Origin of the sequence: Pseudomonas sp. BF-R-19, from assembly GCF_019956445.1 — a bacterium.
Taxonomy (GTDB): domain Bacteria; phylum Pseudomonadota; class Gammaproteobacteria; order Pseudomonadales; family Pseudomonadaceae; genus Aquipseudomonas; species Aquipseudomonas fluorescens_BH.
In genome coordinates this window covers 183,342-204,288 of the sequence record NZ_JAHBDN010000048.1, presented here as the reverse complement: position 1 = coordinate 204,288, position 20,947 = coordinate 183,342, and the positions used below count along the sequence as shown (strand labels likewise).

21 protein-coding genes are annotated in these 20,947 nt (G+C 59.9%); 15 read left to right on the top strand and 6 right to left on the bottom strand.

Annotated elements, in window-relative coordinates; genetic code table 11:
* Positions 1–42: 42 nt before the first annotated feature.
* Complete coding sequence (locus tag KGB28_RS12660) at positions 43–1,020, bottom strand: dipeptidase (protein WP_032829497.1); 978 nt, start codon at positions 1,018–1,020, stop codon at positions 43–45.
* Between the two features lie 235 nt (positions 1,021–1,255).
* Here KGB28_RS12660 and KGB28_RS12655 point away from each other — a divergent pair, with 235 nt between their 5' ends.
* Complete coding sequence (locus tag KGB28_RS12655; protein ID WP_223445497.1) at positions 1,256–1,657, top strand: lysozyme inhibitor LprI family protein; 402 nt, start codon at positions 1,256–1,258, stop codon at positions 1,655–1,657.
* A gap of 40 nt (positions 1,658–1,697) precedes the next feature.
* Here the strand turns inward: KGB28_RS12655 and KGB28_RS12650 are convergent, their stop codons facing one another.
* Positions 1,698–1,871 (bottom strand): hypothetical protein, encoded by a 174-nt coding sequence (locus KGB28_RS12650; RefSeq protein WP_223445495.1) that lies wholly within the window; start codon positions 1,869–1,871, stop codon positions 1,698–1,700.
* Between KGB28_RS12650 and KGB28_RS12645 the strand changes: the two genes are divergently transcribed.
* The 3 genes from KGB28_RS12645 to KGB28_RS12635 are packed head-to-tail and all read left to right on the top strand — an operon-like array spanning position 1,870 to position 2,881.
* Positions 1,870–2,124, top strand: coding sequence for a type II toxin-antitoxin system RelE family toxin (locus tag KGB28_RS12645; RefSeq protein WP_223445493.1), 255 nt, complete (start codon positions 1,870–1,872; stop codon positions 2,122–2,124). The two genes, KGB28_RS12650 and KGB28_RS12645, sit on opposite strands and share 2 nt — an antisense overlap.
* Positions 2,108–2,431 (top strand): helix-turn-helix domain-containing protein, encoded by a 324-nt coding sequence (locus KGB28_RS12640; RefSeq protein WP_056726566.1) that lies wholly within the window; start codon positions 2,108–2,110, stop codon positions 2,429–2,431. The genes KGB28_RS12645 and KGB28_RS12640 overlap by 17 nt, the downstream gene beginning before the upstream one ends.
* Positions 2,432–2,464: 33 nt before the next feature.
* Positions 2,465–2,881, top strand: coding sequence for a DUF3010 family protein (locus KGB28_RS12635; protein ID WP_223445491.1), 417 nt, complete (start codon positions 2,465–2,467; stop codon positions 2,879–2,881).
* A gap of 140 nt (positions 2,882–3,021) precedes the next feature.
* Here the strand turns inward: KGB28_RS12635 and KGB28_RS12630 are convergent, their stop codons facing one another.
* Positions 3,022–3,966 carry a GlxA family transcriptional regulator gene (locus tag KGB28_RS12630; RefSeq protein ID WP_150756180.1) on the bottom strand — a complete coding sequence of 315 codons (945 nt, stop codon included), beginning with the start codon at positions 3,964–3,966 and terminating at the stop codon, positions 3,022–3,024.
* A gap of 225 nt (positions 3,967–4,191) precedes the next feature.
* Between KGB28_RS12630 and KGB28_RS12625 the strand changes: the two genes are divergently transcribed.
* The 6 genes from KGB28_RS12625 (at position 4,192) to KGB28_RS12600 (ending at position 9,677) form a co-directional block, all read left to right on the top strand.
* Entirely contained in the window at positions 4,192–5,136 is a 945-nt protein-coding gene (locus tag KGB28_RS12625) for a choline ABC transporter substrate-binding protein (protein WP_223445489.1), read from the top strand.
* A gap of 95 nt (positions 5,137–5,231) precedes the next feature.
* Entirely contained in the window at positions 5,232–6,119 is an 888-nt protein-coding gene (locus KGB28_RS12620) for a 3-keto-5-aminohexanoate cleavage protein (protein ID WP_223445487.1), read from the top strand.
* 141 nt (positions 6,120–6,260) lie between these two features.
* Complete coding sequence (locus KGB28_RS12615) at positions 6,261–7,226, top strand: L-carnitine dehydrogenase (protein ID WP_095964145.1); 966 nt, start codon at positions 6,261–6,263, stop codon at positions 7,224–7,226.
* Positions 7,227–7,363: 137 nt separating this feature from the next.
* A complete protein-coding gene (locus KGB28_RS12610; RefSeq protein WP_223445485.1) occupies positions 7,364–7,840 on the top strand; it encodes a thioesterase family protein in 477 nt (158 codons plus the stop codon).
* 13 nt (positions 7,841–7,853) lie between these two features.
* Entirely contained in the window at positions 7,854–9,017 is a 1,164-nt protein-coding gene (locus KGB28_RS12605) for a gamma-butyrobetaine dioxygenase (RefSeq protein WP_223445483.1), read from the top strand.
* A 393-nt stretch (positions 9,018–9,410) separates the two neighbouring features.
* The gene (locus KGB28_RS12600) at positions 9,411–9,677 is read left to right on the top strand and encodes a hypothetical protein (protein ID WP_223445482.1); all 267 of its coding nucleotides are present in this window, start codon (positions 9,411–9,413) and stop codon (positions 9,675–9,677) included.
* A gap of 95 nt (positions 9,678–9,772) precedes the next feature.
* Here the strand turns inward: KGB28_RS12600 and KGB28_RS12595 are convergent, their stop codons facing one another.
* Complete coding sequence (locus tag KGB28_RS12595) at positions 9,773–10,876, bottom strand: GlxA family transcriptional regulator (protein ID WP_007975492.1); 1,104 nt, start codon at positions 10,874–10,876, stop codon at positions 9,773–9,775.
* Between the two features lie 538 nt (positions 10,877–11,414).
* Positions 11,415–12,791, bottom strand: a complete 1,377-nt coding sequence (locus KGB28_RS12590) for an L-serine ammonia-lyase (RefSeq protein ID WP_223445480.1) — start codon at positions 12,789–12,791, stop codon at positions 11,415–11,417.
* A 435-nt stretch (positions 12,792–13,226) separates the two neighbouring features.
* Between KGB28_RS12590 and KGB28_RS12585 the strand changes: the two genes are divergently transcribed.
* The 3 genes from KGB28_RS12585 (at position 13,227) to choV (ending at position 16,258) form a co-directional block, all read left to right on the top strand.
* On the top strand, positions 13,227–14,171 hold the full coding sequence (locus KGB28_RS12585) for a choline ABC transporter substrate-binding protein (protein WP_223445478.1): 945 nt from the start codon (positions 13,227–13,229) through the stop codon (positions 14,169–14,171).
* Positions 14,172–14,237: 66 nt separating this feature from the next.
* The gene (gene choW, locus KGB28_RS12580; RefSeq protein WP_102700684.1) at positions 14,238–15,083 is read left to right on the top strand and encodes a choline ABC transporter permease subunit; all 846 of its coding nucleotides are present in this window, start codon (positions 14,238–14,240) and stop codon (positions 15,081–15,083) included.
* On the top strand, positions 15,080–16,258 hold the full coding sequence (gene choV / locus KGB28_RS12575) for a choline ABC transporter ATP-binding protein (RefSeq protein WP_223445476.1): 1,179 nt from the start codon (positions 15,080–15,082) through the stop codon (positions 16,256–16,258). The genes choW and choV overlap by 4 nt, the downstream gene beginning before the upstream one ends.
* A gap of 212 nt (positions 16,259–16,470) precedes the next feature.
* Here choV and KGB28_RS12570 read toward each other — a convergent pair whose 3' ends face one another.
* A complete protein-coding gene (locus tag KGB28_RS12570) occupies positions 16,471–18,411 on the bottom strand; it encodes a BCCT family transporter (protein WP_223445723.1) in 1,941 nt (646 codons plus the stop codon).
* Positions 18,412–18,792: 381 nt separating this feature from the next.
* Between KGB28_RS12570 and betI the strand changes: the two genes are divergently transcribed.
* Together betI and betB are read left to right on the top strand one after the other, a co-directional pair.
* Complete coding sequence (gene betI / locus KGB28_RS12565) at positions 18,793–19,386, top strand: transcriptional regulator BetI (RefSeq protein WP_223445474.1); 594 nt, start codon at positions 18,793–18,795, stop codon at positions 19,384–19,386.
* Positions 19,387–19,448: 62 nt separating this feature from the next.
* Complete coding sequence (gene betB, locus KGB28_RS12560; protein WP_150725111.1) at positions 19,449–20,921, top strand: betaine-aldehyde dehydrogenase; 1,473 nt, start codon at positions 19,449–19,451, stop codon at positions 20,919–20,921.
* Positions 20,922–20,947 lie beyond the last annotated feature (26 nt).

Sequence of the window (20,947 nt, the reverse complement as noted above, 5' to 3'; positions counted from 1 at the left end):
CTGCACGGACGGCAGCGGGAAAGGATTCAGAGATGCGGCGGCTTATTCGCCCCAAACGTCCTTGAGGACGTTCACCCAGTTCTCGCCCATGATTTTGCGCACCACGCGCTCGGAGTGGCCGCGCTTGAGCAGGGTCTCGGTCAGGTTTGGGAACTCGCCCACGGTGCGGATGCCCAGCGGGTTGATGATCTTGCCGAAGCTGGTCAGACGGCGGGCGTAGCCCTTGTCGTGGGTCAGGTATTCGAAGAAGTCCTGGCCGTGGCCCTGGGTGAAGTCGGTGCCGATGCCTATGGCGTCTTCGCCGACGATGTTCATCACGTACTCGATGGCTTCGGCGTAGTCGTCGATGGTCGAATCGATGCCCTTGGCCAGGAACGGCGCGAACATGGTCACGCCGACAAAGCCGCCGTGGTCGGCAATGAATTTGAGCTCTTCATCGGACTTGTTGCGCGGGTGCTCCTTGAGCCCCGACGGCAGGCAGTGGGAGTAGCAGACCGGCTTCTTCGATTCGAGGATGACTTCTTCGGAAGTCTTGGAACCGACGTGGGACAGGTCGCACATCACGCCAACCCGGTTCATCTCGGCGACGATTTCGCGACCGAAGCCCGACAGGCCGCCGTCACGCTCGTAGCAACCGGTGCCCACCAGGTTCTGGGTGTTGTAGCACATCTGCACGATGCCGACGCCGAGCTGCTTGAACACCTCGACATAGCCGATCTGGTCTTCAAAGGCGTGGGCATTCTGGAAGCCGAAAAGGATACCGGTCTTGCCCTGCTCCTTGGCCTTGCGGATGTCGGCGGTGGTGCGGACCGGAATCACCAGATCGCTGTTCTCGCGGATCAGCTTCTGGCTCGCGGCGATGTTGTTGACGGTGGCCTGAAAGCCCTCCCACACCGACACGGTGCAGTTGGCTGCCGTCAGACCGCCCTTGCGCATGTCTTCGAACAGCTCGCGGTTCCATTTGGCAATGATCAGACCGTCGATAACGATGCTGTCGGCGTGTAATTCGGCTGGGCTCATCAGGCTGTCCCCTATTAGCGATTCATGCGCCGAATCGTCTGCCGGCGCTTTGGGGCCAGCATATGCCTCGGTGCGGGGGCAGCCGGGTGCAAAAACGACAGGGGGTTTGCCGAAAGCGTCAATCCGCGACAAAGGGTCGTCGCCAGGCACAATCACCGACCTGTTCAAGGCCTTCGGCTTGGGCCAGAATTCGCCGCATCACTGGATGCTTCACTGGACAAGAGCGGCGACGATAATGAAATCGATCATTCTGGCAATGGCACTGATTGCGACCGGCGTACACGCAGCGGAGGTGTCCGACGACAACCCGTGCGACAAAGTCGAAAACGACGTCCAGACACTGGAATGCTCGGCCTTCAGCAAAACCTCCGCCGAAGACCTGCTCAAGGAGAACCTCCAGGGCCTGACCGAGCGCATGCAGTCGCAGTACGGCAAAACCCCGTCGCAACTGGCCGACATCACCGCCAAGATCAAAGCCGCCCAACAGCAATGGCTGAAGACCCGCGACGCAGACTGCGCCGTTGAAGCCTTCCCGGCAACCAACGGCAGCAAGGCGTTCAGCATTGTCCAGAACGATTGTGTGGCGCGGATGAGTGATGAACGGTCGGAGTTTTTGGAGTCGATTGGGCAGGAATAGTCCTGAATATCCCGCTGAAAGCTGGCACTACCACCAGCTTTCAATCGCCAAAAACCCTTTTCCCACAAAGCACTCTGATCTGACCTACAGCTTCTGTCCAAAGCCGCTGTTCTGCGGACTTTTCACGCAACATGCCGACAAATGTTGTTGATGGCCAACCATAAAAATATAAGTAAAGATTCGCAAATCTTATAAAAGACTTATATTCTTCCATGAACAGCATTCACTGGACTCGAAAGGCCGTTAAGCAACTCTTGAGATTGCATTCCGTTCACCAGATTCGGGTTCGTGATGCCATCACGGCGCTCGCTGGCATGCCTGAGGCAGGCAATGTCAAAGCACTGGTCGGTCATGACTACGCTTATCGGCTGCGTGTCGGTAATTACCGGGTCATGTTTGATTGGGATGGCGCGATCAAAGTGGTCAGTATTCAAGAGGTCAAAAAACGCGATGAACGCACCTACTGACATTCAAATCATCAACGACGCCGAAGGCAATCCAGCCTTCGTGGTCATTCCCTATGCACAATACGTGGCGCAAAAAATCGAGCCCGACTTGATCCCCCATGAGGTGGTGAGCCGTATCGTCGATGGCGCTACTCCTATCCGCGCCTGGCGCGAACACTTGAACCTTACCCAGGATGAAGTGGCCAAACGCATGGGCATAACCCAGCCTGCCTTTGCCCAACAGGAAACAGTCGCCAAGCCCCGTAAAGCCACTCGCGAAAAAATCGCTTTGGCGTTTGGCATCACGGCCAGCCAGCTTGAGCTGTAAGCTGCACACCCTCTGTCACTAATTGGATTGAACATGAAAGTCTGCGGCATCGAAATCAAAGGCAGCGAAGCGATCATCGCCGTGGCCACGCTGGACGGTCAGGCGCTGAGCCATGCCGCGCTCGCCACCAAAAAAATTGCCCTGGACGATGACGACGAAGCCGCCAACGTCAAAGTGTTCGCCGCTCAGGTCGCTTCGTTTGTCCGCGAGAACTCCATCGACCGCATTGCGATCAAGAAGCGCAGCAAGAAAGGCGAGTTCGCTGGCGGGCCGACGACATTCAAGATCGAAGGGGTTTTCCAATTGCTGGAGAATTGCGAGGTGATGCTGTTGTCACCACAGACCATTACCGCGCAGTGCAAGAAGTTCGCAGTTGAGCTGCCGGAGACGCTGAATAAATATCAGCATGAGGCGTACAAGGCGGCTTGCTCGGCGTTGTTGAAGAAGTAACCTGATCCTCCAAGCACCAAAGATCTTATGTGGGAGCGAGCTTGCTCGCGATGGCGGCCATTCAGTCGACGACTATGTTGAATGTGCTGGCCTCATCGCGAGCAAGCTCGCTCCCACAGGTTTCTCCAGTGTTTTCAGAATCATGCCTTGGCGGTACGCCGGTCCTCCCGCGGACAGCGCTCATACTTCGCCCGATAACTGCGGGTGAAGTACGACGGCGATTCAAATCCGCAGGCAATGCTCACTTCCAGCACACTCATGTCCGTCTGCCGTAGCAACTGCCGGGCCTTTTCCAGCCTTAATCGCAGGTAGAAATTACTCGGTGTGTCGTTCAGATGCAGGCGAAACAGGCGCTCCAGCTGTCGCCGCGTCACCTTGATCGATTCCGCCAGTTCCAGCGTGCTCAGCGGCGGTTCGCTGTGCTGTTCCATCTCGCCGATCACATGCACCAGTTTCTTGTTGCTGATGCCGTAGCGCGTGGCGACTTCCATGCGCTGGTGGTCTTTGCGCGGGCGGATGCGGCCAAGCACGAATTGCTCGCTGACCTGGATCGCCAGTTCGGGACCGTGGGACTGGGCGATCAGATCCAGCATCAGGTCAATGGAAGCGGTGCCGCCGGCGGAAGTGATGCGTCGGCGGTCGATCTCGAACAGCTCCTGGGTGACGCTGAGCTGTGGATAAGACTCCTTGAAGGCGTCAATGGCTTCCCAGTGCAGGGTCAGGCGATGGCCATCGAGCAGGCCGGCTTCCGCGAGGATGAAACTGCCGGTGTCGATGGCGCCGAGGGTCACGCCTTCGTTGTCCAGCCGGCGCAGCCAGTGTTCCAGTGCTGGGGTGGTGAATTTCAGGGGTTCGAAACCGGCGACCACCAGCAGTGTCGCGCCTTTCTTGAGCGGCTCCAGCGCCGCATCGGCGTTGACCGACATGCCGTTACTGGCCAGTACCGCCCCGCCATCCGCGCTCAGCACATGCCAGCGATACAGCTCGCCGCGAAAGCGATTGGCGACCCGCAACGGCTCGATGGCCGAGATAAATCCGATGGCCGAGAAACCCGGCATCAACAAGAAGTAGAAATCCTGGGACATGGAGCGCACTCGCTTAGCAGGTAACAAGAGGCAAGGTAACGAGAGGGCGGGCAGCGTAGGGATGTTGATACGCCAGTTGCGAGCGGCATTCAAGAGCACAGGTCGCTGCAGTGCAAGAGCTGGTCGCCGCAGTGCGCTTTCATCGGTGCTTTGCTGCGTAACTTGGCATCACCGGCGCATCAGACACCGGAACTCACAATAAACGACCTGCCGAGGAACCTGAGAATGAAACGACTGATCAGCAGCTGTGTTCTTGCACTCAGTGGTACCGCTTTGCTGAGCGCCAGTGTCATGGCCGCCGAACCCGCCGCGTGCCAGAACGTGCGCATGGGTGTAGTGAACTGGACCGACGTGATCGCCACCAGTGCCATGACCCAGGTATTGCTCGATGGCCTCGGCTACAACACCAAACAAACCAGCGCCTCCCAGCAAATCATCTTCGCCGGGATCCGCGACCAGCGTCTGGACCTGTTCCTCGGCTACTGGAACCCGCTGATGACCCAGACCATCACTCCGTTCGTCGATGCCAAACAGGTCAAGGTGCTTGATGCGCCAAGCCTGCAGGACGCCCGCGCGACCCTCGCCGTGCCGACCTACCTCGCCGACAAGGGCCTGAAAACCTTCGCTGACATCGCCAAATTCGAAAAAGAACTGGGTGGCAAGATCTACGGCATCGAGCCTGGCTCGGGCGCCAACACCCAGATCAAGGCGATGATCTCCAAGAACCAGTTCGGCCTCGGCAAGTTCCAGCTGGTCGAATCCAGCGAAGCCGGCATGCTCGCCGCCGTGGATCGCGCCGTACGTCGCAACGAAGCCGTGGTGTTCTTCGGCTGGGCGCCGCACCCGATGAACGTCAACGTGAAAATGACCTACCTCACCGGTAGTGAAAACGCCCTTGGCCCGGATGAAGGCAAGGCCACGGTATGGACCGTCACATCGCCGACATACGCCGAACAATGCCCGAACATCGGCCGCCTGCTGACCAACCTGACCTTCACCGCCGAAGACGAGAGCCGGATGATGCAGCCGCTGCTGGATCACAAGGACGCTTTCGAGTCGGCCAAGCAATGGATCAAGGATCACCCGCAGGACAAAAAACGCTGGCTTGAAGGGGTCACCACCTTCGATGGCAAACCGGCCGCTGAAAACCTGAAACTGACCAGTAAATAAACCCGAACGAACCACCGAGTCGCAGCCCCGACGGGCTGCGAACGGGATCACTACGCCTGGTCAAAACCAAAAACTCGCCTGTAAGGAACCGCCTCATGAACCACGACGTCATCATCACCTGCGCACTCACCGGTGCTGGCGACACGACCAGCAAGAGCCCACACGTGCCGGTCACCCCGAAACAAATCGCCGCTGCCGCCGTGGAAGCCGCCAAGGCCGGTGCCACCGTGGTTCATTGCCATGTGCGCGACCCGCAAACCGGCAAGTTCAGCCGTGACGTGGCGCTGTACCGCGAAGTGATGGAGCGCATCCGCGAGGCGGACGTGGACATCATCGTCAACCTCACCGCCGGCATGGGCGGCGACCTGGAGATCGGTGCCGGCGAGAACCCGATGGAGTTCGGCCCGAATACCGACCTGGTCGGCCCGTTGACCCGCCTGGCCCACGTCGAAGAACTGCTGCCGGAAATCTGCACCCTCGACTGCGGCACCCTGAACTTCGGCGACGGCGACACCATTTACGTCTCCACCCCGGCCCAGCTGCGTGCTGGCGCCAAACGCATCCAGGAGCTGGGCGTGAAAGCCGAGCTGGAAATCTTCGACACCGGTCACCTGTGGTTCGCCAAGCAGATGATCAAGGAAGGCCTGCTCGATAATCCGCTATTCCAGCTGTGCCTGGGCATCCCTTGGGGCGCGCCGGCGGACACCACCACCATGAAAGCCATGGTCGACAACCTGCCGGCCGACGCGGTCTGGGCTGGCTTCGGTATCGGTCGCATGCAGATGCCGATGGCGGCGCAAGCGGTGTTGCTCGGCGGCAACGTACGGGTCGGGCTGGAAGACAACCTGTGGCTGGACAAGGGCGTGCTGGCGACCAACGGCCAGCTGGTCGAGCGCGCCGGCGAAATCCTCAGCCGCCTCGGTGCCCGCGTCCTGACCCCGGCTGAAGGCCGGGCAAAAATGGGCCTGACCAAGCGCAGCTAATCAAACCTACGCATACCCCTGTGGGAGCGGGCTTGCTCGCGAAGAGGCCGGTACATCCGGCACATCTTCAGCGGTAGAACCACCGCTTTCGCGAGCAAGCCCGCTCCCACAAGGGATCACCGAACTCTTCAGGAAATTGCCATGAGCTTTATCACCGAAATCAAAACCTTCGCAGCGCTGGGCAGCGGTGTCATCGGCAGCGGTTGGGTGTCCCGCGCCCTCGCCCATGGCCTGGATGTAGTGGCCTGGGACCCGGCCCCCGGCGCCGAAGCCGCCTTGCGCAAACGCGTCGCCAATGCCTGGGGCGCGTTGGAGAAACAAGGCCTGGCGCCCGGTGCATCGCAGGATCGCCTACGCTTTGTCGCGACCATCGAAGAGTGCGTGCGCGATGCCGATTTCATCCAGGAGAGCGCCCCGGAACGGTTGGAGCTGAAACTGGACCTGCACAGTAAAATCAGCGCGGCGGCCAAGCCCAATGCATTGATCGGTTCCAGCACCTCTGGCCTGCTGCCGAGCGAGTTCTACGAGAGTGCCACGCACCCGGAACGTTGCGTGGTCGGTCACCCGTTCAACCCGGTTTACCTGCTGCCGTTGGTGGAAGTGGTCGGCGGCAAAAACACTGCCCCTGAAGCGGTGCAAGCGGCGATGAAGGTCTATGAATCCCTGGGTATGCGCCCGCTGCACGTGCGCAAGGAAGTACCGGGTTTCATCGCCGACCGTCTGCTCGAAGCGCTTTGGCGTGAGGCGCTGCACCTGGTCAACGACGGTGTGGCTACCACCGGCGAAATCGACGATGCAATCCGCTTCGGCGCAGGCTTGCGCTGGTCGTTCATGGGCACGTTCCTGACCTACACCCTGGCCGGAGGCGATGCCGGCATGCGCCACTTCATGGCCCAGTTCGGCCCGGCGTTGCAATTGCCGTGGACCTACCTGCCGGCGCCGGAGCTGACCGATAAACTGATCGACGACGTGGTCGATGGCACCAGCGATCAACTGGGCAAACACAGCATTTCGGCGCTGGAGCGCTATCGTGATGACTGCCTGCTGGCGGTGCTGGAGGCGGTGAAGACCACCAAAGAGAAGCATGGGATGGCTTTCAGCGAGTAACTCCCAGGCCTTGGGGCCAGCAACACTGGCCTCTTCGCGAGCAAGCCCGCTCCCACATTGGAATGCATTCCCCCTGTGGGAGCGGGCTTGCTCGCGAAAGCGGCAGTCCAGTCACCTAATTTCTTGGATCAGTCATCATGCCCACCCTCACCACCTACCAAACCACCATCATCCCCGACTGGGTCGACTACAACGGCCACCTGCGCGACGCCTTCTACCTGTTGATTTTCAGCTACGCCACCGATGCCCTGATGGATCGCCTGGGCCTGGACAGCAACAGCCGCGAGGCCAGCGGCAACTCGCTGTTCACCCTCGAACTGCACCTGAACTACCTGCACGAAGTGAAGCTCGACGCCCAAGTCGAAGTGCACACCCAAATCATCGCCCACGACAGCAAGCGCGTGCACCTCTATCACAGCCTGCACCTGGTCGGTGATGCCCAGGAACTTGCTGGCAACGAACAGATGCTGCTGCACGTGGATCTCGCCGGGCCGCGTTCGACGCCGTTCAGCGAACAGTCCTTGAGCCGCCTGCAAGCCATCATCGCCGAACAGGCGGACCTGCCAGCGCCCGAGTACATTGGCCGAGTGATCGCATTACCCCCAAAAAAATAACAAGGAGATCGCCATGAACACCGCCGCTGCATTTGCCGACTTTCGTACCTATCCGTTGATCAGCGCGTTGACTGGCGTGCAGACCTTGGCGGACCGTGTTCTGGTGAAGTGGGCCGACAATCGCGTCAGCCCTTTCCACCATCAATGGCTGCGGGATAACTGCCCGTGCCCGCAGTGCGTCTACACCGTGACCCGCGAGCAAGTGCTGGAAATCGTCGATGTGGCTCAAGACCTGACGCCTGAACAAGTGCACATCGACACCGAAGGTTGCCTGTCGGTTGACTGGCAGGACGGTCACAGCAGCCGCTTTGACCCCGGCTGGCTGCGCGCCCACGCCTATGACGACGAGTCCCGCGCCGAGCGTCAGGCACGCAAGCCGAAAGCCAGGCTCTGGCACAGCGATTTGCAGTTGCCGGTGTTCGAGTATCAAGCGCTGATGAACGACTCCGACGCCTTGTTGCAATGGTTGTTGGCGGTGCGGGATGTCGGACTGACCCAGGTCCGTGGCGTGCCCACCGAACCTGGTTCTCTGAAGCTGATCGCCCAACGCATTTCCTTCATCCGCGAGAGCAATTTCGGCGTGCTGTTCAACGTGCAATCCAAGGCCGACGCCGACAGCAACGCCTACACCGCCTTCAACCTGCCGCTGCACAGCGATTTGCCGACCCGGGAGTTGCAACCGGGGCTGCAATTTTTGCATTGCCTGGTCAATGACGCCGAGGGTGGCGAGAGCATTTTCGTCGACGGTTTTGCCATTGCCGACACCTTGCGCCGGGAAGACCTCGAATCCTTCAAAAGCCTCTGCGAAATCCCCGTGGAGTTTCGCAACAAGGACCGTCACAGCGACTACCGCTGCCTGGCTCCGATCATCGCCCTGGATGCCTTGGGGCAGGTGTCGGAAATCCGCATGGCGAACTTTCTGCGCGGACCGTTCGATACCTCGGTGGAGCAGATGCCCAAGCTGTATCAGGCCTACCGGCGCTTTATCGCGATGACCCGCGAGCCTCGATTCAGGTTGATGCAGCGGCTCAATCCCGGGGAGCTGTGGTGCTTCGACAACCGCCGCACCCTGCATGCCCGCAACGCCTTCGACCCCGCCACCGGGGCGCGGCATTTCCAGGGCTGCTATGTCGACCGGGATGAGTTGTTGTCGCGGATTCTGGTGTTGCAGCGCTAGACCGCGTCATCGTTCTTCGCGAGCAAGCCCGCTCCCACAGGTTTGGCGTCGTTCGACAAATCTGTGGTGCCCCCGATCCTGTGGGAGCGTGGCTTGCCCGCGATGGCGCCAGTCCAGACACCGCATATCTCCCGGACTCACAAACAAAAAAAAGCCCCGATCAAGCCGTGACAGGATCGAGGCAGAGGGTACTGTTGAGGAGCTGCCGTGCGAGGGTGACCAAACCTTCGTGAAGCGAGCTGAGTCCAGTGTGCCCACTCCCCCGCGAACCAGGTTAGCCGAAAACGACATGTTCATAACCAATTGAGCCATTGCGACAATTCGTCCTTGCCGACACCCGGCACCCCTACCAGAATCGAACCACGACACCGTTCCCTGAAGAAGGATTGCGTCATGATGCACGCCGATTTGATAGACCAGGAAGACCTGTTGGGCCAGCTCAAGTCGTTGGGATTCAACGTGCCCAATGGAGCCACTGCCGAGCAGGCTTGCGAGTGCGTGGTAAGGGGCTTGGACGATGCTCGAGCGTACGAACTTCGCAAGATGGTCAAGGAGATGTACACAAGCAGTGCGACGATCCTGCCGGCAGTGCGCCAGGCCATCGACAAACAATTGCTGCCAGCGTTGTCGGAGTACCAGCAAAACCACACCGCCCGATAAAACGCCTTCGCGAGCAGGCTCGCTCCCACATTGGTTCTGTGAACAACACAAATCAAATGTGGGAGCGAGCTTGCTCGCGATGAAGGCGCCTCGGTCTAGAGCCTTACACTGGCAAACGTCGACTCATTACGCGCCTGGCTCAGCGCCGACAACGGCCCGGACAACGGCGACAGCACCAGCGCTTGTGGCAAAGGCATCATCGCCACTTGCTGGGTGGTGTTGGACCCTACGCGCTCGTCACGCGGCGGAATGCCGAAGTATTCGCGGTAGCACTTGGAGAAGTGCGGCGTGGACACGAAGCCACAGACCGACGCCACTTCGATGATCGACATCGGCGTTTGCTTGAGCAGCTGGCGCGCGCGGATCAGGCGCAGCTTGAGGTAATAACGCGACGGCGAACAGTGCAGGTATTTCTGGAACAACCGCTCGAGCTGACGACGGGACACCGCGACATACACCGCCAGTTCGTCCAGGTCGATCGGTTCTTCGAGGTTGGCCTCCATCAACGCGACGATTTCCTGCAACTTCGGCTGGTTGGTGCCGAGCATGTGCTTGAGCGGCACACGCTGGTGATCCTGCTCGTTGCGGATGCGCTCGTAGACGAACATTTCCGAAATGGCTGCCGACAGCTCACGACCGTGATCGCGGCTGATCAAGTGCAGCATCATGTCCAGCGGCGCGGTGCCGCCGGAGCTGGTGAAACGGTTACGGTCGAGGGTGAACAAGCGGGTGCTCATCGCTACACGCGGGAAAGCTTCCTGCATCGCTGCCAGACATTCCCAGTGCACACTGCAATCAAAACCATCGAGCAGGCCGGCGCAGGCCAGGGCCCAGCTGCCGGTGCACACCGCACCGAGGCGGCGGGACTGGCGGGCCTGGCTTTGCAGCCATGACACGTGTTCACGGGTAACAGTGCGCTGGATGCCGATACCGCCGCACACGATGACGGTGTCCATTGGCGGGGCTTTGTGCATGGAGGCGTCGGGGGTGATCTGCAGGCCGTCACTGGCCCAGACCTGGCCGCCATCGACGGTGAGGGTGGTCCAGCGATACAGCTCGCGACCGGACAACTGGTTGGCCATGCGCAGGGGTTCCACTGCGGAGGCCAGAGAAATCAGCGTGAAATTGTCCAGCAGCAGAAAGCCGATGGATTGAGGCGCACGGTTCTGGGGTTGGGCCCCGGAGTTGAACGTCGTCATCGCGGTATCTCCTCACACAAAGCGGGTGATGGCCTCAGGCGGAGGCTCTTTTTATTGCCATCGTTCTCGCGTGGGAGACGGGCTTTGTAATGACAGAGCAATTGCCATGCCTAAATTTGAATGCGCGTTCAATAACTCCTAAAAACGACGTCGGAATGTGTCTATATATGTCTTGCAAGGCAGGGGGATTTAAATGGCCATCAGGACTGGCAAGCGCCTCGGCCCACAAGCCGTGAGCAATTCGGTAGCACTTGTGGGAACGGCGTTGCGCCGCGATGGAAAGGAGTGTCACCGCAAGCACGGGTGACAGGCGGTCGAAGGCCGGCTGGCCCCCGATCAGCGGCAAGGCGATTTATCTGTGAGCGACGCGCTAAAAGGTGGCGCGTTTTCGAGCGGGTGTTCACTTAGCGCGCAGTTTTGACTGGTCTGGCGCTATCGCGAGCAAGCTCGCTCCCACAGGGATTGAGGTGAACACAATTTTTGTGACCGACGCAAAACCTGTGGGAGCGAGCTTGCTCGCGATGAAGGCGACTCGGTCTCAGCACTCCACCGCACTCACCGCCAACCCACCCCGCGATGTCTCCTTATATTTGTCATGCATGTCGGCACCGGTATCACGCATGGTGCGGATCACCCGATCCAGCGAAATGAAGTGCTGACCATCACCGCGCAATGCCATTTGCGCGGCGTTGATCGCCTTCACCGCGGCAATCGCGTTGCGCTCGATGCACGGCACCTGGACCAGCCCACCCACCGGGTCGCAGGTCAGACCGAGATTGTGTTCCAGACCGATCTCCGCCGCGTTACACAATTGCTCTGGCGTGGCGCCAAGAATTTCCGCCAGCCCGGCCGCCGCCATGGCGCAGGCCGAACCGACTTCGCCCTGGCAACCGACTTCGGCACCGGAGATCGAGGCGTTCTTCTTGCACAGGATTCCCACCGCCGCCGCGCTGAGGAAATAGTCGACGACATTGGCGTCGGTCACGGCCTCGCTGAATTTCATGAAGTAGTGCAGTACCGCCGGAATGATCCCCGCCGCGCCGTTGGTCGGTGCCGTGACCATGCGCCCACCGGCGGCGTTTTCTTCGTTGACCGCCAGGGCGAACAGGTTGACCCATTCCATGGCGCTCAAGGTCGAGCCGATCACGTTGGGTTTGTTCAGTTCCTGCAGGCTGCGATGCAGCTTGGCCGCGCGGCGGCGTACGTTCAGCCCGCCGGGCAGGATGCCTTCGTGTTTGAGGCCCTGTTCGACGCAATCCTGCATGGCGCGCCAGAGCTTCATCAGGCCGCTGCGGATTTCCTCTTCGCTGCGCCACACCCTCTCGTTAGCCATCATTAATTCAGCTACGCGCAGATTGTGCTTTTTACATAGCTCCAGCAGCTCGGCAGCGCTGGAAAAGTCATAAGGCAGCACAGTGCGGTCGAGGTCGACGATACCGCTGGAGGCCTGAGCCTCATCGACGACAAAACCGCCGCCGACCGAATAGTAGGTGTCGCGATACAACTCGCCGTCATCACCCTCGACAATCAGGGTCATGGCGTTGGGGTGGAATGGCAGGTTCTCGTCGATCAGGCGCATGTCCCGGGCCCAGATGAAGGGCACCGGCAAGCGACTGTCGAGCAGCAGCGTATCGGTCTCGCGCAGGGTGGCGATACGAATGCCGATTTGCGACGGATCGATCGCATCCGGCCACTCGCCCATCAGGCCCATGATCACGGCATTGTCACTGCCGTGGCCGATGCCGGTGGCCGACAACGAGCCGAACAGCTGGACTTCGACACGCCGCACCTGCTCAAGCAGCCCGCGCTCGCGCAGGCCCTGCACAAACAACGCCGCCGCCCGCATGGGTCCCACGGTGTGTGAACTGGAAGGGCCGATGCCGATTTTGAACAGGTCGAAAACACTGATAGCCATTACTGCCGAACTCCTGGATGGACCCACTGCGCACGCAAAAGCGCACGGTGACGGAGCTGCTACGCTCAAGCTGCAATCCGCCGAGATGACCGCATCATCAAGCTTTTATCCAGTTGTTCGACGTCTCTAACCGACGCACTCATGCCCACCAGCGCCGCGTGTCTTTTACGCCGTGTTTTCGCCGTTTTTTTGCGGTTCAGAGGGAGAAAACGGGCTGAAAAAATCTGTAAACGACGTCACCGACACTGGATGCGACCATCCCTGTACTGGATACGACGCACCCTGTAGGCGTCAGATTTTCACTGGTACATGATCATATCGACTCGATTGCAAGGCGCCGCGGTAGAGCTGTCTCCAGAACGCCATCCAACCGCAACCTATAAGTGCGGTGGTCCAGTCGGAACACTGCCAAAAAAAACACCAAGGAGTCCATCCATGAAAGGTTCCCCGTCGTTGTTGTTGGCCGCCATGCTTAGTCTGCCGGTTCTGGCGCAAGCCGCAGAACCGGCCCAATGCAGCACCGTAAACTTCTCCGATGTCGGCTGGACCGACATCACCGCGACCACCGCGACTACCAGCGTCGTGCTCAACGCCCTCGGCTACAAGACCAAGACCACCATGATTTCCGTGCCCGTGACCTACAAGTCCCTGGCCGACGGCAAGAACATGGACGTGTTCCTGGGCAACTGGATGCCGACCATGGAAAACGACATCAAGGCCTACCGCGATGCCGGCACCGTGGAAACCGTGCGCACCAACCTCAAGGGCGCCAAGTACACCCTCGCCGTCCCTCAGGCGCTGTACGACAAGGGCCTGCATGACTTCGCCGACATCGCCAAATTCAAGAAAGAGCTCGACGGCAAGATCTACGGCATCGAGCCTGGCAACGACGGCAATCGCCTGATCCAGAGCATGATCGACAAGGATGCCTTCGGCCTGAAGAGCGCCGGTTTCAAAGTCGTCGAATCCTCCGAAGCCGGCATGCTGTCGCAGGTCGACCGTGCACAGAAACGCGACACCGCCGTGGTATTCCTCGGCTGGGCGCCGCACCCGATGAACAAGCGCTTCAAGATTCAATACCTGACCGGTGGTGATGACTTCTTCGGCCCGGATTTCGGTGCCGCCACCGTGGCGACCAACACCCGCAAGGGTTACGCCCAGGAGTGCAGCAACGTTGGCCAGTTGCTGAAGAACCTGGAGTTCACCGTCGACATGGAAAGCGAACTGATGGGCAACATCCTGGACGACAAGATGAAGCCTGACGCGGCCGCCAAGGCCTGGCTGAAAAAGAATCCACAGGTGCTCGATACCTGGCTCGCTGGCGTGACCACCATTGACGGTAAACCTGGCCTGGAGGCCGTGAAAGCCAAACTGCAGTAATCGTTTATGCCGGGCAGGTTCGCCTGCCCGGGCTGTTTATTTCCTTGCATGCGGACGTTCACTACCATGCTGATTGATCAGAAAATACCCTTAGGCCAGTACATCGCAGGCTTCGTTGAATGGTTGACGCAACACGGCGCCAACACCTTCGACGCCATCGCCGTGACACTGGAAACGATGATCCACGGCGTGACGTTTGCGCTGACCTGGTTCAACCCGCTGGCATTGATCGGCCTGATCGCACTACTGGCACACTTCATTCAACGCAAATGGGGCCTGACCGCATTTGTCGTTGCCTCCTTCCTGCTGATCCTCAATCTGGGGTACTGGCAGGAAACCATGGAAACCCTCGCCCAGGTGCTGTTCGCCACCCTGGTCTGCGTGCTCATCGGTGTGCCATTGGGCATCGTCGCCGCGCACAAGCCGATGTTCTATACTGTAATGCGTCCGGTACTCGATCTGATGCAGACCGTACCGACCTTCGTGTACCTCATTCCTACCCTCACCCTCTTCGGACTGGGTGTGGTCCCGGGCCTGATCTCCACGGTGGTGTTCGCGATTGCCGCGCCTATCCGCCTGACTTACCTGGGTATCCGCGATGTTCCGGAAGAATTGATGGACGCCGGCAAGGCCTTTGGCTGCTCGCGACGTCAGCTGCTCTCGCGAATCGAACTGCCCCACGCCATGCCAAGCATCGCGGCCGGTATCACCCAGTGCATCATGCTGTCCCTTTCGATGGTGGTGATTGCGGCACTGGTGGGCGCCGATGGCCTGGGCAAACCGGTGGTCAATGCACTGAACACTGCTGATATCGCCTTGGGCTTCGAAGCAGGCCTGGCGATCGTACTGCTGGCGATCATGCTCGACCGTATCTGCAAACAACCCGACGCCAAAGTAGGGGGTGACGCATGAGCATTATTCGCTTCGAGAACGTTGACGTTATCTTCTCCAAGGATCCACGCGAGGCGCTCAAGCTGCTGGATCAAGGCATGACCCGTAACGAGATCCTGAAAAAGACCGGGCAGATCGTGGGGGTCGAAAAGGCCAGCCTGGATATCGAAAAAGGTGAAATCTGCGTACTGATGGGCTTGTCCGGCTCCGGCAAGTCCAGCCTGCTGCGCTGCATCAACGGCCTCAACACCGTCAGCCGCGGCAAGCTGTTCGTCGAGCACGAAGGCAAGCAGATCGACATTGCCTCGTGCACGCCGGCAGAACTGAAAATGATGCGCACCAAGCGCATCGCGATGGTGTTCCAGAAGTTCGCCCTGATGCCCTGGTTGACCGTTCGCGAAAACATCAGCTTCGGCCTGGAGATGCAGGGTCGTCCCGAGAAAGAACGGCGCAAACTGGTGGACGACAAGCTTGAGCTGGTGGGCCTGACCCAGTGGCGCAACAAGAAACCCAACGAGCTGTCCGGTGGTATGCAACAACGCGTGGGCCTGGCCCGTGCCCTGGCGATGGACGCCGACATTCTGCTGATGGACGAACCGTTCTCGGCCCTCGACCCGCTGATCCGCCAGGGCCTGCAAGACGAACTGCTGGAACTGCAACGCAAGTTGCACAAGACCATCGTCTTCGTGAGCCACGACCTTGATGAAGCGCTGAAACTCGGCAGCCGTATCGCGATCATGAAAGACGGCCGGATCATCCAGTACAGCAAACCGGAAGAAATCGTCCTCAACCCTGCGGACGACTACGTGCGGACCTTCGTGGCCCACACCAACCCGCTGAACGTGCTGTGCGGCCGCAGCCTGATGCGCACCCTGGACAACTGCAAACGCATCAACGGTTCGGTATGCCTCGATCCGGGCGGCGATTCGTGGCTGGACCTGGCTGAAGGCAACACCATCAAAGGCGCACGCAAGAACGGTTCGAACATGGACCTGCAGAACTGGATGCCGGGGCAAGCCGTCGAAGGCCTGGAACGCAAGCCGACTCTGGTGGACTCCAGCATCGGCATGCGCGATGCGTTGCAGATTCGTTATCAGACCGGCAACAAACTGGTGCTGCACGATAACAACAAGGTGGTGGGGATCCTTGGCGACAGCGAGCTGTATCACGCACTGCTCGGCAAGAACCTGGGGTAAGGCAACAGATGCAAAAACGCCGCGAGAGATCGCGGCGTTTTTGTTTATGGGATATCGGGTAATGCAGCTTTGATGCTGATGACCCCTTCGCGAGCAAGCCCGCTCCCACAGGGGAATGCATTCCAAATGTGGGAGCGGCGGTGCGACGATTCGACTTGCTCGCGAAGAATGCGACGCGGTGCTTCAGACAGAAACACCGCGTCACTCACACCTTAGCTATAAACCCGGCCAAGGAGCTGCCGATGGCTTTCAAACTGATCGAGCACGTCACGGGTTATCTGATCCTGGGTGAAGCCCATCAAGTCGTAGTCCTGGCTGCCGTTGTGCAGGTACACCTCGGCACGATAGAAACGCTGACGCGCTTCATCGACCTGCGCCGACTCGGTCGGCGTGGCCAGGTAGCCGTCCAGGCTCACTTCGTAGACGAAAGGGTTGCCCTCTTCCATCTCCACCCGTACGCCCATGCAACGCTTGGACTTGCCCAGCAGTGTCTGCACTTGCAGGCCTTGAGCACGCATTTGCGCCGTCGCATCCTCCAGCGCCGGACTCACGTGCTTGTCCATGAAGCGCTGCACCACCGACTGGCTCGGTTGCAGGTCAAGCTGAGTCAAACGCTCGCTGAAACCACGACGACCGCGTGCCGCCAGTTCCGCTTGCTCCTGTTCGATCTGCACGTCCTGGCGCATGGCCTTGTGCAAGCCGAACATGAAGAACACCAGCACCACCGAGAACGGCAGACCGGCCAGCACCACCATGGTTTGCATGGCTTCGAAGTTGCCGGCGAACAGCAGACCGATGGTCACCAGGGTGATCACCGCCGACCAGAAAATCCGCAGCCAGTGCGGCGCGTCTTCGTCGACGTTGCCGCCCTTGCACGAAAGGTTGGCCATCATCACCGCGCCGGAGTCCGCCGGGGTCAGAAACAGCACGAAACCGACAAAGATCGACACGCCGATCACAACCTTCGATGCCGGGTAATGCTCAAGCAACTGGTAGATCGCCATGGACGGCTGTTCCAGCGCCGTCTTCCCGAGTTCCACCGCCCCATGGTTCATCACCAGGTCCAAAGCCGAGTTACCGAAGATCGACAGCCACGCCAGGGTGAAACCCAGCGGAATCAGCAGCACGCCGGCTACCAGTTCGCGCACGCTGCGACCACGGGAAATACGCGCGATGAACATGCCCACGAATGGCGCCCAGGAAATCCACCAGGCCCAGTAGAACAGGGTCCACAGGCCCAACCAGCGGTCAGACTTCTCACTGTCGCCTTCGTACACATACAGATCGAAAGTCTTCAGCACCACGCCATTCAGGTAGTCACCGACGTTCTGTACGAAGCCGTTGAGCAGGTGCAGGGTCGGGCCGAACAACAGGACGAAAATCAGCAGGCCGCTGAACAGTACGATGTTCAGGTTGGACAAACGACGGATGCCGTTTTCCACGCCCGACACAGCGGCGATGGTCGCCACGGTGCTCATCACGATGATCACGATCAGCAGGTTGGTGTTGCTGTGCTCCATGCCGAACAGGTTTTCCAGCCCCGATGACACTTGCAGCGAACCGATCCCCAGGTTGGTCACCAGCCCCAGCAGGGTCACGAACATGCCGAAGCCGTCTACCGCATGCCCGGCCGCGCCCTTGACCCAACGCTCGCCCACCAGCGGATACAACGCCGAACGCAACGCCAGCGGCTGGTTATGACGGTAAGCAAAGTAGGCAACGGCCAGACCAACCAGCGCGTAAATCGCCCAGCCGTGCAGGCCCCAGTGCAGGAACGTCAGCTGAACCGCCTGACGGGCGGCAAGGTTGCTACCGGCCACGCCTTCCGGTGGATTGAAGTAGTGGTCCAACGGCTCGGACGCGCCGAAGTACAGCAGCGAAATGCCGATACCCGACGAGAACAGCATCCCCGCCCAGGCGCCGTAGCTGAAGTCCGGGGTGTCGTCCTTGCTGCCGAGCTTGAGTTTGCCGTAGGACGAAAACGCCAGGCCAACGACGAAAATCAGGTAGGCGGCAATCACCACCATGTAGTACCAGCCGAAGCTGCGGGACAACCAGGCTTGCGCCGTACCCAGCATTCTGCCGGCCTCTTGCGGGGCGATGATCAGAATGGCGGTCAACAACAGAATCAACGCGGTAGAGGTGTAGAACACCCAACCGTTGACCGTCACCTTCTCGGGTGGGGTCTTTATTAGCGAGGCAGAACTCATGGCACAGATGCTCCGGGCAGTGCGAGAGAAGAACGCAAGACAAACGGGTTACCCGGCCAATCGGTTAGTGGGCAGCCGACCGGCGGGTGATATAAAGACAGCCCGAAAAAAGCCCGAAACCCCTGGAGCGCCGCAGCGCGTAGGTTTCGAGCAGTTTCGGAAGTCGTTTTTTCCGCCGCTACATGTAGGAAAAATCTGTAGGCAGCGACGATTTGTCGCAGATCTTATTCTTTGTTGATTGAACGTTCAATCAAAACAAAATAGACTGGCCTTCAACCCGGTAGCCGTCCTACGTCCACCGGAAGGCCTAAGGAGATGTGCAAGATGCCCAAGGTCGGTATGCAACCCATCCGCCGCCAGCAATTGATCGAAGCCACTTTGCAGGCGGTCGATCAAGTCGGAATGGGGGACGCCAGCATTGCGCTGATCGCCCGTTTGGCCGGTGTCTCGAATGGCATCATCAGTCACTACTTTCAGGACAAGAACGGCCTGATTGCCGCCACCATGGGGTACCTGATGACCGTCCTGAGCGAGAACGTCACCCTGCGCCGACAGGCGCTGAAAGATGACAGCCCGCGGGCGCATCTGCAGGTGATCATCGAAGGCAACTTCGACGCCAGCCAGGTCAATGGCCCGGCAATGAAAACCTGGCTGGCCTTCTGGGCCACCAGCATGCACCAGCCGTCTTTGCACAGGTTGCAGCGGATCAACGATCACCGTCTGTATTCCAACCTGTGCTGCCAGTTCCGCCGCGTGCTGCCGCTCAATGATGCGCGCAGTGCCGCCCGAGGCCTGGCTGCGTTGATCGACGGCTTGTGGTTGCGCGGCGCGCTGTCGGGAGATGCTTTCGACACCGGGCAGGCGCAACAGATTGCTTACGAATACATGGATACCCAACTGGCCAAGCGGGTGAGTTAGAGCACACATAAACGCTCAACCACCGAACCGCGCCAGCCACTTAATGCTCTTGCGAGGACTTTATGGCCCGTTTCGAACTGCAAAAACTCTACATCGATGGCGCGTACAGCGACGCCAGCAGCGACGCCACTTTCGAAGCCATCAACCCGGCTAACGGTGAAGTCCTCGCAAAAGTGCAACGTGCGACCCAGTCAGACGTCGAGCGCGCTGTGGTGAGCGCCGAAAAGGGCCAGAAAATCTGGGCCGCCATGACCGCCATGGAGCGTTCGCGCATCCTGCGTCGCGCCGTGGAAATCCTGCGCGAGCGCAACGACGAACTGGCCGCCCTGGAAACCCTGGACACCGGCAAGGCCTACTCCGAAACCCGCTACGTCGACATCGTCACCGGCGCTGACGTGCTGGAATACTACGCAGGCCTGGTACCGGCCATCGAAGGCGAGCAGATTCCGCTGCGCACCACTTCGTTCGTCTACACCCGTCGCGAGCCGCTGGGCGTCGTGGCCGGTATCGGCGCGTGGAACTACCCGATCCAGATCGCCCTGTGGAAATCCGCACCAGCCCTGGCGGCCGGTAACGCGATGATCTTCAAACCAAGCGAAGTCACCTCGCTGACCACCCTGAAACTGGCCGAGATCTACACCGAAGCCGGCGTGCCAAACGGCGTGTTCAACGTCCTGACCGGCAGCGGCCGCGAAGTCGGCACCTGGCTGACCGAACACCCGCGCATCGAGAAAGTCTCGTTCACCGGCGGCACCGACACCGGCAAGAAAGTCATGGCCAGCGCTTCGAGCTCTTCGCTCAAGGACGTGACCATGGAACTGGGCGGCAAGTCGCCGCTGATCATCTGCGACGACGCCGACCTCGATCGCGCTGCCGACACCGCGATGATGGCCAACTTCTACAGCTCCGGTCAGGTTTGCACCAACGGCACTCGCGTGTTCGTACCGGCTCACCTGAAGGCCGCTTTCGAAGCCAAGATCGCCGAGCGCGTTGCACGCATCCGCATCGGCAACCCGCAAGACGAAAACACCAACTTCGGTCCGCTGGTCAGCTTTGCGCACATGGAAAGCGTGCTGGGCTACATCGCCAAGGGCAAGGAAGAAGGTGCCCGCCTGCTGTGCGGCGGTGAGCGCCTGACCGACGGCGAATTCGCCAAGGGTGCGTTCGTGGCGCCGACCGTGTTCACCGACTGCACCGACGACATGACCATCGTCCGTGAAGAAATCTTTGGCCCGGTCATGGCGATCCTCTCCTACGAAACCGAGGAAGAAGTGATCCGCCGCGCCAACGACACCGACTTCGGCTTGGCCGCCGGTATCGTCACCAAGGACCTGAACCGCGCCCACCGCGTGATTCATCAGTTGGAAGCCGGTATCTGCTGGATCAACGCCTGGGGCGAGTCCGACGCGAAGATGCCGGTTGGCGGCTACAAGCAGTCGGGTGTCGGCCGTGAGAACGGCATCAGCTCGCTGAACAACTTCACCCGCATCAAATCGGTACAGGTCGAGCTGGGCGATTACGTCTCGGTGTTCTAAGACCCGAGACCTGTATTGCTCGCGAG

Bases quoted from the DNA above. Each gene is read 5' to 3' on its own strand.
- choW (WP_102700684.1), top strand. From the start codon at position 14,238: ATGCTGATTGATCAGAAAATACCCTTAGGCCAGTACATCGCAGGCTTC.
- KGB28_RS12640 (WP_056726566.1), top strand. From the start codon at position 2,108: ATGAACGCACCTACTGACATTCAAATCATCAACGACGCCGAAGGCAAT.
- betI (WP_223445474.1), top strand. From the start codon at position 18,793: ATGCCCAAGGTCGGTATGCAACCCATCCGCCGCCAGCAATTGATCGAA.
- betB (WP_150725111.1), top strand. From the start codon at position 19,449: ATGGCCCGTTTCGAACTGCAAAAACTCTACATCGATGGCGCGTACAGC.
- KGB28_RS12590 (WP_223445480.1), bottom strand. From the start codon at position 12,791: ATGGCTATCAGTGTTTTCGACCTGTTCAAAATCGGCATCGGCCCTTCC.
- choV (WP_223445476.1), top strand. From the start codon at position 15,080: ATGAGCATTATTCGCTTCGAGAACGTTGACGTTATCTTCTCCAAGGAT.
- KGB28_RS12635 (WP_223445491.1), top strand. From the start codon at position 2,465: ATGAAAGTCTGCGGCATCGAAATCAAAGGCAGCGAAGCGATCATCGCC.
- KGB28_RS12620 (WP_223445487.1), top strand. From the start codon at position 5,232: ATGAACCACGACGTCATCATCACCTGCGCACTCACCGGTGCTGGCGAC.
- KGB28_RS12610 (WP_223445485.1), top strand. From the start codon at position 7,364: ATGCCCACCCTCACCACCTACCAAACCACCATCATCCCCGACTGGGTC.
- KGB28_RS12595 (WP_007975492.1), bottom strand. From the start codon at position 10,876: ATGACGACGTTCAACTCCGGGGCCCAACCCCAGAACCGTGCGCCTCAA.
- KGB28_RS12655 (WP_223445497.1), top strand. From the start codon at position 1,256: ATGAAATCGATCATTCTGGCAATGGCACTGATTGCGACCGGCGTACAC.
- KGB28_RS12605 (WP_223445483.1), top strand. From the start codon at position 7,854: ATGAACACCGCCGCTGCATTTGCCGACTTTCGTACCTATCCGTTGATC.
- KGB28_RS12645 (WP_223445493.1), top strand. From the start codon at position 1,870: ATGAACAGCATTCACTGGACTCGAAAGGCCGTTAAGCAACTCTTGAGA.
- KGB28_RS12650 (WP_223445495.1), bottom strand. From the start codon at position 1,871: ATGGAAGAATATAAGTCTTTTATAAGATTTGCGAATCTTTACTTATAT.
- KGB28_RS12615 (WP_095964145.1), top strand. From the start codon at position 6,261: ATGAGCTTTATCACCGAAATCAAAACCTTCGCAGCGCTGGGCAGCGGT.
- KGB28_RS12660 (WP_032829497.1), bottom strand. From the start codon at position 1,020: ATGAGCCCAGCCGAATTACACGCCGACAGCATCGTTATCGACGGTCTG.
- KGB28_RS12600 (WP_223445482.1), top strand. From the start codon at position 9,411: ATGATGCACGCCGATTTGATAGACCAGGAAGACCTGTTGGGCCAGCTC.
- KGB28_RS12625 (WP_223445489.1), top strand. From the start codon at position 4,192: ATGAAACGACTGATCAGCAGCTGTGTTCTTGCACTCAGTGGTACCGCT.
- KGB28_RS12630 (WP_150756180.1), bottom strand. From the start codon at position 3,966: ATGTCCCAGGATTTCTACTTCTTGTTGATGCCGGGTTTCTCGGCCATC.
- KGB28_RS12585 (WP_223445478.1), top strand. From the start codon at position 13,227: ATGAAAGGTTCCCCGTCGTTGTTGTTGGCCGCCATGCTTAGTCTGCCG.